The sequence below is a fragment of the Streptomyces venezuelae ATCC 10712 genome, assembly GCF_008639165.1.
Classification (GTDB): Bacteria; Actinomycetota; Actinomycetes; order Streptomycetales; family Streptomycetaceae; genus Streptomyces; species Streptomyces venezuelae.
Genome location: NZ_CP029197.1, coordinates 571,188 through 587,740, shown reverse-complemented (window position 1 = coordinate 587,740; position 16,553 = coordinate 571,188). Strand labels below are relative to the sequence as shown.

At 73.0% G+C, this 16,553-nt stretch carries 8 protein-coding genes and 1 tRNA gene; 7 read left to right on the top strand and 2 right to left on the bottom strand.

Features of this window, described 5'->3' with window-relative positions; genetic code table 11:
• Positions 1–76: 76 nt before the first annotated feature.
• On the top strand, positions 77–1,801 hold the full coding sequence (locus DEJ43_RS02515) for an acyl-CoA dehydrogenase family protein (RefSeq protein WP_015031726.1): 1,725 nt from the start codon (positions 77–79) through the stop codon (positions 1,799–1,801).
• Between the two features lie 223 nt (positions 1,802–2,024).
• Entirely contained in the window at positions 2,025–3,542 is a 1,518-nt protein-coding gene (locus DEJ43_RS02510; protein ID WP_015031725.1) for a SulP family inorganic anion transporter, read from the top strand.
• Positions 3,543–3,557: 15 nt separating this feature from the next.
• On the opposite strand, the gene DEJ43_RS02505 is transcribed toward DEJ43_RS02510, so the two are convergent.
• A complete protein-coding gene (locus tag DEJ43_RS02505) occupies positions 3,558–3,713 on the bottom strand; it encodes a hypothetical protein (RefSeq protein ID WP_015031724.1) in 156 nt (51 codons plus the stop codon).
• A 208-nt stretch (positions 3,714–3,921) separates the two neighbouring features.
• On the opposite strand from DEJ43_RS02505, the gene DEJ43_RS02500 reads away from it, so the two are divergent.
• From DEJ43_RS02500 to DEJ43_RS37285, 3 genes are all read left to right on the top strand, one after another.
• Positions 3,922–4,006: transfer RNA gene (locus tag DEJ43_RS02500), tRNA-Leu, on the top strand.
• Between the two features lie 262 nt (positions 4,007–4,268).
• Positions 4,269–9,749 carry a non-ribosomal peptide synthetase gene (locus tag DEJ43_RS02495; protein ID WP_015031723.1) on the top strand — a complete coding sequence of 1,827 codons (5,481 nt, stop codon included), beginning with the start codon at positions 4,269–4,271 and terminating at the stop codon, positions 9,747–9,749.
• Entirely contained in the window at positions 9,746–10,960 is a 1,215-nt protein-coding gene (locus DEJ43_RS37285; RefSeq protein WP_071891101.1) for a saccharopine dehydrogenase NADP-binding domain-containing protein, read from the top strand. Before DEJ43_RS02495 ends, DEJ43_RS37285 begins: the two co-directional genes overlap by 4 nt.
• Positions 10,961–11,045: 85 nt before the next feature.
• Here the strand turns inward: DEJ43_RS37285 and DEJ43_RS02485 are convergent, their stop codons facing one another.
• Positions 11,046–12,650, bottom strand: a complete 1,605-nt coding sequence (locus tag DEJ43_RS02485; protein ID WP_145953686.1) for a B12-binding domain-containing radical SAM protein — start codon at positions 12,648–12,650, stop codon at positions 11,046–11,048.
• A gap of 315 nt (positions 12,651–12,965) precedes the next feature.
• Between DEJ43_RS02485 and DEJ43_RS02480 the strand changes: the two genes are divergently transcribed.
• Together DEJ43_RS02480 and DEJ43_RS02475 are read left to right on the top strand one after the other, a co-directional pair.
• Positions 12,966–14,807 (top strand): ABC transporter ATP-binding protein, encoded by a 1,842-nt coding sequence (locus DEJ43_RS02480; RefSeq protein ID WP_015031720.1) that lies wholly within the window; start codon positions 12,966–12,968, stop codon positions 14,805–14,807.
• On the top strand, positions 14,804–16,513 hold the full coding sequence (locus DEJ43_RS02475) for an ABC transporter ATP-binding protein (protein ID WP_015031719.1): 1,710 nt from the start codon (positions 14,804–14,806) through the stop codon (positions 16,511–16,513). The genes DEJ43_RS02480 and DEJ43_RS02475 overlap by 4 nt, the downstream gene beginning before the upstream one ends.
• The last annotated feature ends 40 nt before the right edge of the window (positions 16,514–16,553 follow it).

Below are 16,553 nucleotides of genomic sequence, written 5' to 3'. Positions count from 1 at the left end.
CACCGCCCCGGCACCACCACCGCACCCCCCGGCATCCGACCACCGCACCCACCGGACCGAAAGACGGAGCAGGCACATGGCCGACTCGCTGCTGTTCAACCCGCACACCTACGACCCGGCGCACTTCGACCCCGAGACCCGCCGGCTGCTGCGCGCGACCGTCGACTGGTTCGAGGCGCGCGGCAAGCGCCGGCTGATCGAGGACTACCGCACCCGGGCCTGGCTGGGCGACTTCCTCGCCTTCTCCGCCAAGGAAGGACTCTTCGAGACCTTCCTGACCCCCTCCGCCGACGCCCCCGAGGGCCAGGCCGACAAGCGCTGGGACACCGCCCGGATCGCCGCCCTCAACGAGATCCTCGGCTTCTACGGCCTCGACTACTGGTACGCCTGGCAGGTCACGATCCTCGGCCTCGGCCCGGTCTGGCAGAGCGACAACGCCGCCGCCCGCGCCCGCGCCGCCGAACTCCTCGCCCAGGGCGAGGTGTTCGCCTTCGGCCTCTCCGAGAAGACCCACGGCGCCGACATCTACTCCACGGACATGCTCCTGGAGCCCGCGGCCGACGGCGGCTTCCGCGCCACCGGCTCCAAGTACTACATCGGCAACGGCAACGCCGCCGGACTCGTCTCCGTCTTCGGCCGCCGCACCGACGTCGAGGGCCCCGACGGGTACGTCTTCTTCGCCGCCGACAGCCGCCACCCGGCGTACCACCTCGTCAAGAACGTCGTCGACTCGTCGAAGTTCGTCAGCGAGTTCCGCCTGGAGGACTACCCGGTCGCCGCCGAGGACGTCCTGCACACCGGCCGGGCCGCCTTCGACGCCGCGCTCAACACCGTGAACGTCGGCAAGTTCAACCTGTGCACCGCCTCCATCGGCATCTGCGAGCACGCGATGTACGAGGCCGTCACCCACGCCCACAACCGCGTCCTCTACGGCCGTCCCGTCACCGCCTTCCCGCACGTGCGGCGCGAGCTGGCCGACGCGTACGTCCGTCTCGTCGGCATGAAGCTGTTCAGCGACCGCGCCGTCGACTACTTCCGCTCCGCGGGACCCGACGACCGCCGCTACCTCCTCTTCAACCCGATGACGAAGATGAAGGTGACCACGGAGGGCGAGAAGGTCATCGACCTCATGTGGGACGTCATCGCGGCCAAGGGCTTCGAGAAGGACAACTACTTCGCCCAGGCCGCCGTCGAGATCCGGGGCCTGCCGAAGCTGGAGGGCACCGTCCACGTCAACCTGGCGCTGATCCTCAAGTTCATGCGGAACCACCTCCTCGACCCGGCCGCGTACGAGCCCGTACCGACCCGGCTCGACGCCGCCGACGACACCTTCCTCTTCGGCCAGGGCCCGGCCCGCGGTCTCGGCTCGGTGCGCTTCCACGACTGGCGCCCGGCCTACGACGCGTACGCCGGCGTCGCCAACGTCGCCCGCTTCCGCGAACAGGCCGACGCGCTCTGCGAGTTCGTCCGCACCGCCGCGCCCGACGAGGCCCAGAGCCGCGACCTCGACCTGCTCCTCGCCGTCGGCCAGCTCTTCGCGCTCGTCGTCCACGGCCAGCTGGTCCTGGAGCAGGCCGCGCTGACCGGACTCGACGAGGACGTCCTCGACGAACTGTTCGCCGTCCTCGTACGGGACTTCTCCGCGCACGCCGTCGAGCTGCACGGCAAGGACTCGGCCACCGAGCAGCAGCAGGCCTGGGCCCTCGGCGCGGTCCGGCGCCCGGTCGTCGACGAGGAGCGCTCGGCCAGGGTCTGGCAGCGCGTCGAGGCGCTCTCGGACACCTACGAGATGGCCCCGTAGACGTCCGCCCGGCGGGACCGGGGCCGGGGGCCGGGGGGCGGCCCCCGGCCCCCGGCCAGGACGTCGTTCCGGGGGCGCCGGGTAGAATTCCCGGTGGCGAGGGTGCCAGGCCGCGACCCCGCCGTCGTCATGCCGGGGCCGACGGTGCCCCCGGCGCAGCTCCGATCCACGCCCCGGCCCGTCCACCGCGGGGCGTGCCCGCGCGTGACAGGTTCCCCTTCCTTTGTCCTCTTCGCCCCCTCGTGCCCCCCTCGCCCACCCGCCCACGAGGTGGGCGCGCCTGCGACCCGACTGGCTGACCGACCCCAAGGTCTGGCGCACCGAGGTGCTCGCCGGTCTCGTCGTCGCCCTCGCGCTGATCCCCGAGGCGATCTCGTTCTCGATCATCGCCGGGGTCGACCCGGCGATCGGCCTCTTCGCCTCGTTCACCATGGCCGTGACCATCGCGGTCTTCGGCGGCCGCCGGGCGATGATCTCCGCCGCCACCGGCGCGGTCGCGCTCGTCATCGCGCCGCTCAACCGCGAGCACGGGTTCGGGTACCTGGTCGCCGCGGTCATCCTCGCCGGCGTCTTCCAGGTGGCCCTCGGCCTGCTCGGGGTGGCGAAGCTGATGCGGTTCATCCCCCGCTCGGTGATGGTCGGCTTCGTCAACGCCCTGGCGATCCTGGTCTTCCTGAGCCAGCTCCGGGAGCTCTGGAACGTCCCCTGGGCCGTCTATCCGCTCTTCGCCGCGGGCGTGCTCCTGCTGGTCTTCTTCCCCAAGGTCACCCGGGTGGTCCCGGCGCCCCTCGTCTCCGTCGTCGTCCTCACGGCCGTCACGGTGGCCGCGGGGATCGCGGTGCCGACCGTGGGCGACAAGGGGGCCCTGCCGTCGTCGCTGCCGGTGCCCGGACTGCCGGACGTGCCGTTCACGCTCGACACCCTGACGACGATCGCGCCGTACGCCCTGGCGATGGCGCTGGTCGGCCTGATGGAGTCCCTCATGACGGCCAGGCTCGTCGACGACATCACCGAGACCCGCTCGGACAAGCGGCGCGAGTCGATCGGCCAGGGCATCGCCAACGTCGTCACCGGCTTCTTCGGCGGCATGGGCGGCTGCGCCATGATCGGCCAGACGATGATCAACGTGAAGGTGTCCGGGGCCCGTACCCGCCTCTCCACCTTCCTCGCGGGCGTCTTCCTGATGGTGCTGTGCCTCGTCTTCGGACCGTTGGTCTCCGAGATCCCCATGGCGGCCCTCGTCGCCGTCATGATCATGGTGTGCGTCGCGACCTTCGACTGGCACTCCGTCGCGCCGGCCACCCTCCGGCGGATGCCGGCCGGGGAGATCGGGGTCATGGTGATCACCGTGGTGTGCGTGGTCGCCACCCACAACCTCGCCGTCGGCGTGGTCGCCGGATCGGTCACCGCGATGGTGATCTTCGCCAAGCGGGTCGCCCACCACGCAGAGGTCACCCCGGTGACCGATCCCGACGGGAAGACCGTCGTCTACCGGGTCACCGGGGCGCTGTTCTTCGCTTCGGCCAACGAACTCGTCGGCCGGTTCGGATACGCCACCGACCCCGACCGGGTCGTCATCGACTTCTCCGCCGCCCACATCTGGGACGCCTCGTCCGTCGCCGTGCTCGACACGATCGCGACGAGGTACGCCCAGCGCGGGAAGACCGTGGAGATCACGGGGCTGAACGGGCCGAGCGCGGCCCTCCACGGCAGGCTCAGCGGGGAGCTCACCCGGGCCTGAGGCCCGGGACCCGGTTCACCACCGGTACCAGCGGCCGTTCCCGGCGCGCATGAAGAAGCCGAGCACCCAGAGCACCAGCACGGCGAGGGCGATGTACCAGAGCACCTCGACGGCGAACCCGGCGCCGAAGAGGACGAGGATCAGCAGCAGGACGAGCAGGAGCGGGACCATGACGACACCTCCGGGTCATCAGGGGGCGGGGCCTCGATCCGGGGCACGCCCTTGACACTCCCGCGTTTGCCCCCGAAGCGGTGTCTCATGCGCACCCCCCGGCCAGAGGAAGTCCGGAGATCGGAAACGGAGGTGAATCGCAGGTCAGAGCCCTGATATATTCATCTTGTCGCTGCGGGTGATCACCGCTCACCGCGACGCACACCTTGTCCGGGTGGCGGAATGGCAGACGCGCTAGCTTGAGGTGCTAGTGCCCTTTATCGGGCGTGGGGGTTCAAGTCCCCCCTCGGACACGACAGTTCGTCGACGTGGTGGTCGGGAGTCATCCCGGCCACCACGTCGTCGTTTCCGGACCGCCCGGTCGGGGACGTCGCCGGCGGCCCGGCGACCGCCGGCACCGGGGCGCCGCCCGGCGCCTGACCTCCTCCCCGTCACCCCTCCCTCGGCCCGTCCGGCCGGACATCCAGAACATCGCCAGGGCCCCTGCACGAGGCTGTCACTCCTCGCGTGCCTGTCCCAGGGTGTGCGCACGATGCCGAGGAAGGGCAACGGATCATGAATGTCGGGGAGTTCGTGGCCGAGCTGAACGCGGCCGGAGTGGTGTTGTACGAGGAGGAGGGCAAGCTCCGCTATCGCGCGCCCCGCGGGGTGATGACACCGGAGCGGCTCGACGCGCTCCGCACCCACCGCGACGCCGTCCTCGCCCTGCTGCACGCGGAGGAGTACGGTCCCGCCACCGAGGCCGACCCGGCGGCGGCCCACGAGCCCTTCCCGCTCACCGACGTGCAGGCGGCCTATCTGCTCGGCCGGAGCGAGGCCTTCGACTACGGCGGCGTGGCCTGCCACGGCTACCTCGAGATCGCCCTCCCGCACTGGGGCGTCACGCGGGTCGAGGACGCCTGGAACGAACTGGTCCGGCGCCACTCCATGCTCCGCGCCGTCGTCTCCGCCGAGGGCCACCAGCGGGTCCTCCCCGAGGTCCCGCACTACCACGTCCGCCACGAGGACCTCCGCGGCGCCGTCGACGAGGCCGCCGCCCTGGAGGCCACCCGGGGCGAGATGTCCCACCAGGTGCGGCCCACCGAGCAGTGGCCGCTGTTCGAGGTCCGCGTCAGCGAGACCGACCGGGCCCTGCTCCTGCACGTCGCCGTCGACCTCCTCATCTGCGACTACAGCAGCATCCGGCTGCTCCTCGCCGAGCTGTCGGACCTGTGTACCGGCGCCCGGCCGCCGGAGCCGCCGGGCGCCACCTTCCGCGACTACGTCCTCGCCGCCGGCCGGGCCCGCGAGGGCGCCCGCCACCGCCGCGACCGCGCCTACTGGTGGTCCCGGATCGACGAGCTCCCGCCCGCCCCCGACCTGCCGCTGCGGCCCGACGCCCTGGCCGCCCCGCCGCGCTTCACCCGGCACGGGCTGCGGCTGGACCCCGACCGGTGGCAGACCCTGGCCCGGCGCGCCACCGAGGCCGGAGTCACCCCCTCCGGCGTCCTGCTGCAGGCCTTCGCCGAGACCGTCGGCCGCTGGAGCCGCCACCCCCGCTTCACCCTCAGCCTCACCGTGCAGAACCGCCTCCCGCTGCAGCCCGGCGCCGACCGCGTCATCGGCGACTTCAGCTCCACCAGCCTGCTCGCCGTGGACCTCACCGAAGGGACGACGCTCACCGACCGGATGCGGACCCTCCAGGCCCGCCTCTGGGAGGACATGGACCACCGGCTCTGCTCGGGCGTCGAGGTGCTGCGGGAACTGGCCCGCCGCCGGGGGCGCGCCGAGGCGCTGCTGCCGGTCACCTTCACCAGTACCGTCGGCGGCTCCGCCGGGGACCCGGCCACGTCCTCCCTGATGCCCGGCGGCGAACTGGTCCACGGCATCACCCAGACCCCGCAGGTCTGGATCGACTGCCAGGTCATGGAGGACGGCGGCGGCCTCCTCGCCCACTGGGACGTCCGCGAGGGTGTCCTCCCCGACGGCATGGTCGAGGACATGTTCGCCGCCTTCGCCGACCTCGTGACCCGGCTCGTCGACGGCGCCGCCTGGACCGACGCCGAGCCGCAGCCCCTGCCCGCCCGGCAGGCGCGGATCGTCGCCGAGGTCAACGACACGACCGCCGAGCGCCGCCACCAGCTCCTGCACACCGCCGTCGTCGACCAGGCCCGGCGCACCCCCGACCGGACCGCCGTGGTGACCACCGCGAGGAGCCTCGGCTACGGCGAACTCCTCGGCCGGGCCCGCGCCGTGGCCGCCGCCCTCCGCGACGCCGGGCTGCGGCCCGGCGAGCGCGTGGGCATCGTGACCGACAAGGGCTGGGAACAGATCGTCGCGGTCCTCGGCGTCCTCCTCGCCGACGGCGCCTACCTCCCCGTCGACACCACCCAGCCCGCGCTGCGCCGCGACGCCGTCCTCGCCGACGCCGAGGCGCGCCTGGTGCTCAGCCGCTCGGGGCTGCTGCCCACCCTGGACCTCGCCGCCGGCACCCGGGCGATCGCCGTCGACACGCTGTACCCCGTCGACCCCTTCGACGCCGTGGACCCGGAACCTCGGGCCACCCCCGACGACCTCGCGTACGTCATCTACACCTCGGGGTCCACCGGCACCCCCAAGGGCGTGATGATCAGCCACGCCGCCGCGCTCAACACGGTCGACGACATCAACGCCCGCTTCTCCGTCACCGCCGACGACCGGGTGCTCGGCCTCGCCCAGCTCGGCTTCGACCTGTCGGTCTACGACGTCTTCGGCCCCCTCACGACCGGCGGCGCGCTCGTCCTGCCCCACGCCGAGCGCCGCGGCGACCCCGGGCACTGGGCCGAACTCCTCGCCGGCCACGCCGTCACCCTGTGGAACTCCGTCCCCGCGCAGATGCAGATGCTGGAGGAGTACCTCCGCACCGCCCCCGGCGTGGACGTCTCCCGGCTGCGGCTCGCGCTGCTCTCCGGCGACTGGCTCCCCGTCACCCTCCCCGACGCCGTCCGGCGCCGCGTCCCCGGGCTCCAGGTGGTGAGCCTGGGCGGCGCCACCGAGGCGGCCATCTGGTCGATCTTCCACCCCGTCACCACCGTCGAGCCCGGCGCCCGCAGCATTCCGTACGGCACTCCGCTGGCCAACCAGCGCTTCCACGTCCTCGACGCCTTCGGGCGGGAGTGCCCGACGCACGTCACCGGCGAGCTGTACATCGGCGGAGCCGGACTCGCCCTCGGCTACCTCGGCGACCCCGAGCGCACCGCCGAGCGGTTCGTGATCCACCCCGGCTCCGGCGAACGGCTCTACCGCACCGGCGACATGGGCCGCCGCCTCGACGACGGCGCCATCGAGTTCCTCGGCCGCGTCGACCGGCAGGTCAAGCTCAACGGCCACCGCGTCGAACTCGCCGAGGTCGAGGCGGCGCTCCAGTCCCACCCCGCCGTCGAGGCCGCCGCGGCCGCCGTCCAGGGCGAGGGCGGCGCCCGCCGGCTGGTCGCCTTCGCCGAACCCGGCAGGACCGGCGCCCCCGAACTCCCCGCCGCGCTGAAGGAGAAGGCCGCCGCCGGCGTCACCGCCGCGGTCCGTGCCGTGGCGGAGGCGGAAGTGGCGGAGATGGTCGAACTCCTCGACGTGTCCGCCCTCCAGTCGATGGCACTGCTCTTCCGGTCCTGCGGGCTCTTCCCGGACGCCGCGGCCGAGCACACCGCCGAGGAGGTCATCGAGGCCGTCGGCGCCGCCCCCGAGAACCACTACCTGGTACGGCGCTGGCTCAACGCCCTGGAGCAGGAGGGCCGGGTGGAGCAGGACGCCGACACCGGCCGCTACCGGCGGCTGCGCGAGGGAACGCGGGAGGAGCACGACGGCGTCCTCGACCGCATCGACGCGCTCGAACCCCGCATCCGCTGGGGCGCCGAACTCGTCCGCTACCACCGCGTCTCCGAACAGCACCTCGCCCGTCTCGTGCGCAACGAGATCGACCTGAAGACGCTGCTCTTCCCCGAGGGCCGCCTGGAGACCGCCGAGGCCGCCTACCGCGACAACCTGATCAGCCGGCACAACAACGCGGTCGTCGTGGCGGCCCTGCGCGAGATCGCCGGACGCCACACCGGCCCCGAACCGCTGCGGCTCCTGGAGATCGGCGCCGGGGTCGGCGGCACCAGCACCGTCCTCGTGCCCGAACTCGACGACCTGGACGTCGACTACCTGTTCACCGACCTCTCCCACTTCTTCCTCACCGCAGCCCAGGAGAAGTTCCAGGACCACCCCTGGGTCCGGTACGGCCTCTTCGACCTCAACCGCGACTACCGCGCCCAGGGCCTCGCCCCCAACTCCTTCGACGTGATCCTCCTCGCCAACGTGCTGCACAACTCCGTGCACGCCGAGCGGGTCCTCACACGGCTCCGCGAACTCCTCGCCCCCGGCGGCTGGCTCGTCTTCATCGAGGCCACCCGCGACGCGTACCACGTCATGACCTCCATGGAGTTCAACGCCGGCCTCCACGGCTTCGAGGACGAACGCCGCGAGACCGGCCAGACCTTCTTCGGCCGCGAACAGTGGCTCCGGATGCTCCGCGCCGCCGGCGCCGAGGTCGCCTTCTGCCTCCCCGAGGACAACAGCCCGCTCTCCCGGATCGGCCAGCACGTCTTCGCCTCCCGCTTCAAGGCCGACCGGACCCGGCTCCGGCCCGAGGCACTCACCGCCCACCTCGCCGACCGGCTCCCCGGATACATGATCCCGACCGAACTCCAGATCGTGGACCGCGTCCCGCTCACCGCCAACGGCAAGGTCGACCGCGCCCGCCTCGACGCCTGGACCGCCTCCACCGCCCGGGGGCGGGTCGACGACGGCGGCGACGCACCCCGCCCCGGCCTCGAACAGACCCTGGCCGCCCTGTGGACCGAGGTGCTCCCGGTCACCACCGTCAGCCGCGACGCCGGCTTCTTCGACCTCGGCGGCGACTCCCTCCTGGTGGCCCGGCTCGTCACCCGGATGCGTGAACGGCTCCCCGAGGCCGCCGACCTCGAATGGGACGACCTGCTGCGCCTCGTGATGAACCGGCCCACCGTGGCGGCCCTGGCCGGCCACCTCGGCGCCGCACGAGGCGGCCTGCCCGGCCTCGCCGGAACGGCCCCCGCCTCCCCGCTCGTCCGGATCGCCGACGGCGCCGCCGCCGCCCCGGGCACCGCCACCCGGGTCCTCGTGCACGACGGGACCGGCACCCTCATCCCGTACCGCTCGGTCATCCGCGAGCTCGCGGACCGGCTGCCGCTGGCAGGTCTCGTCGTCGACGACATCGACGCCTTCCTCAAGGCGGACCCGCGCACCCAGGTCGCCGAACTCGCCGAACGGCACGCCGAGGCACTGCTCGCCGAGGGGCTCGGACGGGTCCACCTCGTCGGCTACTGCATGGGCGGACTGCTCGTCCCCGAACTCGCCCGGCGCCTCACCGCCGCCGGCGCAGAGGTCACCGGCCTCACCGTCATCAGCAGCTACCGCGTGCCGTACCTCGTCGAGGACGACCTCCTCGCCGAGTACATCTTCGCCCGGCTCATGCGGGCCGACCTGGTCGGCCTCGGCTACCCCCGGGACGAGACGGCGACCCGCGAGCTCGTCCGCGCCACCACCGAGCACTTCGGGAACACGGTGCCGCCCGGCAGCCTCGTCGACCGGCCGGAACCGCTGCTGACCGCGAAGGGACAGGAGGCCCTGCGGGCCTTCCGGCTGCTCGCCGGGCGGCCCCAGGAGGAACGGCTGCGGGCCATCGGCGCGTCGATGCCGGTCGAGGACGCCGAACTCCGCTCCGAGGAACGGCTGTCCCGGCTCTACGCCATCGTCAAGCACAGCCTCGTCTCCGTCGCCTCGCACGAGGCGACGCCCAGCGACCTGCCCGCCACCTTCGTCCGGCAGACCGGCGAGGCGGAGATCTTCCCCGGCATGCACCGCGACATGACCGACTACTGGCAGCAGGTGTGCGGCGCGGGCCTACGGGTCGTCGACGTGCCCGGCGACCACTTCTCCTGCGTCCAGCCGCCGCACGCCGCGGCCGTGGCCCGCGCACTGCTCGCGGAGGACGGCCGGTGAACGGCGGGACGCCCCTGATCGGGATCCTCGGCGGGTACGGGGCCGTGGGCGCCGCCGCGGCCCGGGTCCTCGCGGCGGAGGGCGAGTTCCGGCTGCGGATCGGCGGCCGGGACCACGCGGCGGCGGCCCGGCAGGCCGCCGCCCTGGGCGGGAGCGCCGAGGCGCGCGAAGCCGACGCCCGGTCCGACGCGAGCCTGGAGCGCTTCGCCCGCGGCTGCGACGTCCTGCTCCACTGCGCGGGCCCCGCCTACGAACTGGCCGACCGCCCCCGCCGGGCGGCGGCCGCCGCCGGGGCCGACTACGTGGACGTGATGGACGGCTGCGGCCCCGCTCCTGCCCCGCCGGACGAGCGTACGGCGGTCCTGTCGGCCGGGCTCTCGCCCGGGCTCTCCGGGGTGCTGCCCCGGCTCCTGGTGGACGGGCGGGAACCGCCGGGGACCGCCCGCTTCACCGGGTACTACGTGTCGCTCGGCGCGTTCACCCTCACCGGCGCCACCGACTACCTGCTCAGCCTCGACCGGTCCTACGGCACGCCCCGCGCCCAGTGGCGCGACGGGCGCGTGGTGCACGGGGCCCTGCGGGGCGCGGAGGAGCGGCTGGTGGCGGGGGCGCCGCACCCGGTGACCACGTACCCCTACCTCACCCAGGAGCTGGTGGGCCAGGCCCGCACCCTCGGCCTCGCCGAGGCCCGCTGGTACAACGCCTTCGACGGGCGGCACCTGCTCGACGCCCTGAACCGGTACCGGGCGGGTGAGGAACGGCCGGGGAGCGCCGGGGCGGGGGGTGGCGGAGGCGCGGGCAGCACGGCCCCGGGGGCGGCCACGGACGGCGCGGACGGCGGTCTGCGCGAGCGGGCGGCCGGTGTCGTGCGGGCCAGCACCCTCGACGCGCTCGGCCGCTCCCCGTACCACCTGCTCGGCGGCGAGCTGGAGTTCCCCGGCCCGGACGGCGCCCCGGTGCGGCGGCGGGTGGTGATCCGGGGCGAGGACGGATCGGCGATGACCGGCGTGGTGGGCGCGGTCGCGGCCCGTGAGGTGGCCCGGGGGCGGGTCCCCCGGGGTGCGCACCGGGCGGCCCGGGTGCTGCCCGCCCGGGGTGTCCTGGACGCGCTGCGGCGGCACTTGCCGGGCACGCTCGTGACCCTCTCCGGCGACGGGCACGCAGGGGCGGCCGAGCCGGGGGACCTCGTCATGGAGGAGGGTGTGCTCTGAGCCGGCCGTGACGTCTTCCGGTCGGCGGCGCGACGGCGCGGCGGGCTTCCGGCCCGCCGCGCCGCCCTGCTCCTCCGCTCCCGGTTCAGACCGGGTCGCACACCAGCGTCTGGCCCGCCGGGGCGAGTTCGACGCCGTGGTCCTGGAGCCGGTGCAGGCTGTCCCGGATGACGGCCGCACCCGCGTCGAGGTCCGTGTGGTCGACCGGCGCCATGCTCATCCGCTCCAGGCACTTCTCCACGGCGATGTTGGTGGCGAAGTCATGACGGGGCATCAGCCAGTGCTGGTAGTCGTGCTGCCACAGACTCAGCACCGCCTTGTCGTTGGTGAGCCGCACCTTGTCGAGGGTCTCCTTGTACAGCTGGGCGGCCTGCGCGCTGTTCATGCCGATGTGGGACCACGGCGAGGCGGGATCGGTGGGGTCGTCCGCCACGATCTGCAACTCCTCCCGGTCCTGCCAGAGCGGCATGGTCTCGTCGGTGATGGAGAACCGGGACAGCGCGAAGTGCCCGGAGTACTCCCGCAGGAGGTAGTCCTGGGTGTCCTGGAACATCCCCGGGTCCTCGCCCGGATAGCCGACGATGAACAGGCCGTAGTACGACAGCTCGCTCTCGCTCAGCAGCTCGACCGCCCGGCGGTTCTGCTTGACCGAGACCCGCTTGCTCATCCGCTTCAGCGTGTCGTCGTTCATCGACTCGAAACCGATGTGCAGCTGGAAGCAGTGCGCCGCCTTGAGGCCCGCGACGAGTTCCGCCGAGTTGATCGTGTTGGCCCGGCTGAACCCCTCCCACCGAGGAACTCCGGAATCGGGCAGGATCTCCAGGAGCCGGCGCAGCCGGGTCGGCGGAATGGTGAAGGTCGAATCCATGGCCGAAATGACGTCCGCGCCGTTCCGGTCGGCATAGGAGATCCAGTCGTCGCGTATCTTCTCCGCGGACTTGTAGCGCCATTTCGGTGAAGCCGCGGGAAACGAACAGAATTTGCAGTCGAAGGGACAGCCGCGCATCGACTCGTACGGGACGATCGGCTGGTCGCCGAGGACGAGCGGGGACGGGAACTCCTCGATGTCGACGTACTCCGTCGGATTGATCCGGATGTTTTCCTCGTCGCGCCACACGAGGTTCGGCACGGCGCTCAGCTCACCCCGTCCGGCCAGCGCGTCCAGCGTCCTGGGCAGGGCGATCTCGCCGTCGCCGCGCACCACGGCGACGATCTCCGGATGGTCCCGCATGGCCGCCATGAACTTGAGGTTCGTGAACTGTCCGCCGGCCACGATCCGGGTCCCCGGCAGGTTCTCCCGGACCCACCGCACGGCCGAACCGAGGATCGGTCCGTTCCAGATGTACGTGGTCGAAAGGAGCACCACGTCCACGTCGCCGGCCGGAGCCTTCGCGCGGCCCTCCCAGACGTCCTCCAGGTCCAGCCGCTCGAACGAGTGGCCGCTGTTCTCCAGGATCGACAGCAGGGTGACGGTCGTGAGGTGCGGCGTCGTGTCCGCGCGCGGCCTGAGCAGCGCGTACCTCCGGCCGTGCTGGTCGAAGGCGAGCCGTCCCAGGGAGAGGTCGGCGCTTCCGGCCCTCCGGAGCATTTCCCTGGCCGCTTCGGAGGGGTGCGCCGTGAAAAGCGAACCCTCCAGATAGGGCGAATTGAGGTTCGCGGGCCCGAGCCCGCTCAGAAGTAGAAAGCGCACGCGTTCCAGCTCTCCTGTGGTGAGGTCGTGACCGCCCCAGGGAGGGGTGGACCGCGATCGTTCCAGGCCGGTCCTGGGTGTCGTCTGGACGGATTCTCCGCGCCTCAGATCTCCGGCCGGATCTCGCCGGGAGGACCCCCCCGGGTGACAGCGCGGTAGCCGGGTCGGCCGACCGGCTGCCCTTCTCCGCGGCGCTTGCGACCCGCGTTCTTATACGTGTAAAGTTATTGCCGTCTTCATGGATCTTGCCGTCCGGTCGGGGCAGTGCTGGCCGCTCCCGGGCCGGACGGTCGTGCCCGAAAGGTGGGGAATCCCATGGCCACGGCAGAGGGTCTGCACAGCCGTGCCGACGGCAGGGAGGCGGTCGACGACCACGGCCCGGAGAACGAACCGGGAGGTCCGGCAGCGACGTCCAGGCAGGTGCTCCTGCGTCTGCTCCGGCCCTACCGCACCAGCCTCGTCGCCGTCTTCGTCCTCCAGATCGTCAGCTCCCTCGCGGGACTCGCCCCCCTCGTCGCCGTCGTCGAGCTCGGCCGCGTGCTGCTCGTGCCGGGGCCCGTCGACCACGGCGCCGCCTGGACGGCCGTCTGGATCGGCGTCGCCGGCCTGCTCGTCCGCGTCGTGCTCGCCGCCGCCTCCGGCGGCATCGCGCACCTCGTCGACGGCCGCCTCCAGCTCACCCTGCGACGGATGCTCGCCCAGCGCCTCGGGAAGGTGCCGCTCGGCTGGTTCACCCGGCGCAGCTCCGGCGAGATCAACGGCGTCGTCCAGGGCGACGTCGACCAGCTCCACCACCTGATCGCCCACGCCCCCGTCGAGGCCACCTCCGCCGTCGTCGTCCCCGTCGCCTCCCTGCTCTACCTCGCCTGGGTGGACTGGCGGCTGACGCTCGTCGCCCTCGCGCCCGTGCTGCTCGGCCTGCTGCTCCAGCGGATGCTCCAGAGCGAGGACCGGCAGCGCGAGGGCCGCCGGATGGGCGAGGCCATGGGGCGCATCGGCGCCGCCTCCGTCGAGTTCGTCGAGGGCATCTCGGTCGTCAAGACCTTCGGCGGCGGCGGCCGCGCCCACCAGCGCTACCGCAAGGCCGCCGACGAGTTCGCCGACTTCTTCCTGACCTACGTGGCGGGCGCCGCGGGCCTCGCCTCCCTCGCGGCCCTCGTGCTCTCCCCGCCCTTCGTCCTGCTGCTCGTCCTGGCCGGCGGTACGGCCCTGATCGCGGCCGACGCCATGCCGCCCACCGACCTGCTGCCGTTCCCGCTGCTCGCCGTCGCGCTGACCGCCCCGATCGCCGCGCTCGGCCACGGCCTGGACAACGTCCACGCCGCCGAGCGGTCCGCCGAGCGGATCCGGGCCATGCTCAACGTCGCCCCGCTGCCCGAACCGGTCACCCCGGCCGAACCGCAGGGCGACCGCGTGGAGTTCCGCGGCGTCGGCTTCGCCTACGACACCGGCCGGCCCGTCCTGCGGGGGATCGACCTGGTCCTCGAACCGGGCACCACCACCGCACTCGTCGGCCCCTCCGGCGCGGGGAAGTCCACCCTCGCGCAGCTGGTCCCGCGCTTCTCCGACCCGACCAGCGGCTCCGTCCTCCTCGGCGGCGCCGACCTCCGGGACATCCCCGGCGAACTCCTCTACCGCCACGTCTCGTTCGTCCTCCAGGACGTCCGGCTGCTGCGGACCGCAATCGCCGACAACATCGCCCTCGCCGTACCGGACGCCGACCGCGCCGACGTCGAGCGGGCCGCCCGCGCCGCCGGCATCGACGAGCGCATCCGGGCGATGCCCCGCGGCTACGACTCCGTGATCGGCGAGGACGTGGGCCTCTCCGGCGGCGAGGCCCAGCGCCTCTCCATCGCCCGCGCCCTGCTCGTCGACGCCCCCGTCCTCGTCCTCGACGAGGCGATGTCCTTCGCCGACGCCAAGACGGAGGCCGAGGTGCGCGCCGCCCTGGCGACCCTCGTCGAGGGCCGCACCCAACTCGTCATCGCCCACCGCCTGGAGACCGTCGCCCGCGCCGACCGGATCGTGGTCATGGAGGAAGGGCGGATCGTGGAGAGCGGCAGCTACCGCGAACTGATGGACATGAACGGCAAGTTCGCCGCCATGTGGCGTGCCCAGCACGCCCGTGCCGGCCGGAAGAAGGAGATCGGCCGATGATCAGGCTGCTGCTGCGGGTCCTGGGCGAGCGGCACTCGGGCCCCCTGCGCCGCACCGTCGCCCTGATGTCCGTCTGCGCCGTCGTGGAAGGACTGTCCTACGCGCTGCTCATCCCGCTGCTCAAGGCGCTGCTCGACGGCGACGCTGGGGACGCCTGGCCGTGGCTCGCCGCCTTCGCCGCGGCCGTCCTGGTGACCTCCGTCCTCGGCTACTTCAGCGACAAGGCCGGCTTCCGCACCGGCGGTGAACTCTCCCGGGGCCTGCACCACCGCCTCGGCGACCACCTCGCGGGCCTGCCCCTCGGCTGGTTCACCCCCGGCCGGGTCGGCGACGTCTCGGGGCTCACCAGCCGCAGCGTGATGGAGGTGATGTCCGTACCGGCCCACCGGCTGCGGCCCCTCATCAACGCCACCCTGATCCCGCTCGCCGTCGTCGTGGTGCTGTTCTTCTTCGACTGGCGCCTCGCCCTCGCCGGCCTCGTCGCCGTCCCGCTGATCGGCGGCGTACAGCGCTGGACGTCCAAGGCCACCGCCCGGCAGGACGCCGAGCGGGCCCACAGCAGCGACGAGGCCGCGGGCCGCGTCGTCGAGTTCGTCCGCGCCCAGCCGGTGCTGCGGGCCGGCGGCCGGACCGGCGAGCGCTTCGGCCTCCTCGACGACGCGCTGCACCAGCAGTGGCGCAGCAGCCGGCGGGCCGCGCTCAGCGGCGTGCCCGGCCTGCTCGGCCTCACCTTCTCCGTCCAGGCCGTCTTCACCGCCGTCCTCGCACTCGGGGTGTACCTGACGCTGGACGGCGGACTCGGCGCCCCCGAACTCCTGGCCATCATGATCCTGGCCGCCCGCTGCGTCGACCCGCTGCTCTCGCTCGCCGACCTCGGCGGCATCATGCGGGTCTCGCGCGGCGAGCTGGAGCGCATCGACGCCGTCCTGACCGAACCCCCGCTGCCGCGCTCCGAGACGCCCGCGACCCCGGCCCACGACGGCGTCCACCTCGACGCGGTCGGCTTCCGCCGCGGCGACCGCGAGGTGCTCACCGGACTCTCCCTGGACGTGCCGCAGGGCCGGCGCGTCGCCGTCGTCGGCTCCTCCGGCGCGGGCAAGAGCACGCTCCTCCAGCTCGTCGCCCGCTTCCACGACGTCGACGAGGGCGCGGTGCGCCTCGGCGGCGTCGACGTGCGCGACATCGACAGCGAGGACCTGATGGCCCGGATGTCCATGGTCTTCCAGGACGTCTACCTCTTCGAGGGGACGATCGAGGACAACGTCCGGATCGGCCGCCCCGGCGCCACCACCGAGGAGGTGCGGGCCGCGGCCGTCGCCGCCTCCCTCGACGAGGTCGTGGACCGACTGCCCGACGGCTGGAACACCCAGGTCGGCGAGGGCGGCGCCGCCCTGTCCGGCGGCGAACGCCAGCGCGTCTCGATCGCCCGCGCGCTGCTGAAGGACGCGCCCGTGCTGCTGCTCGACGAGGCCACCTCGGCCCTCGACCCGGAGAGCGAGGCGGCGGTCCAGGACGGACTCGACCGGCTCATGGCGGGGCGTACGGTCATCATGGTCGCCCACCGCCTCAGCACCGTCGAGAACGCCGATCTGATCGCCTTCCTGGAGGAGGGCAGGATCGTCGAACAGGGCAGCCACGAGGAGCTCGTACGGCGAGGCGGCCGGTACGCGGAGTTCTGGCGCATCGCCGCACACGCGGCGGCCTGACGGCACGACGGCGAGCGCTCGCCGGTCACACTTCGTCCGA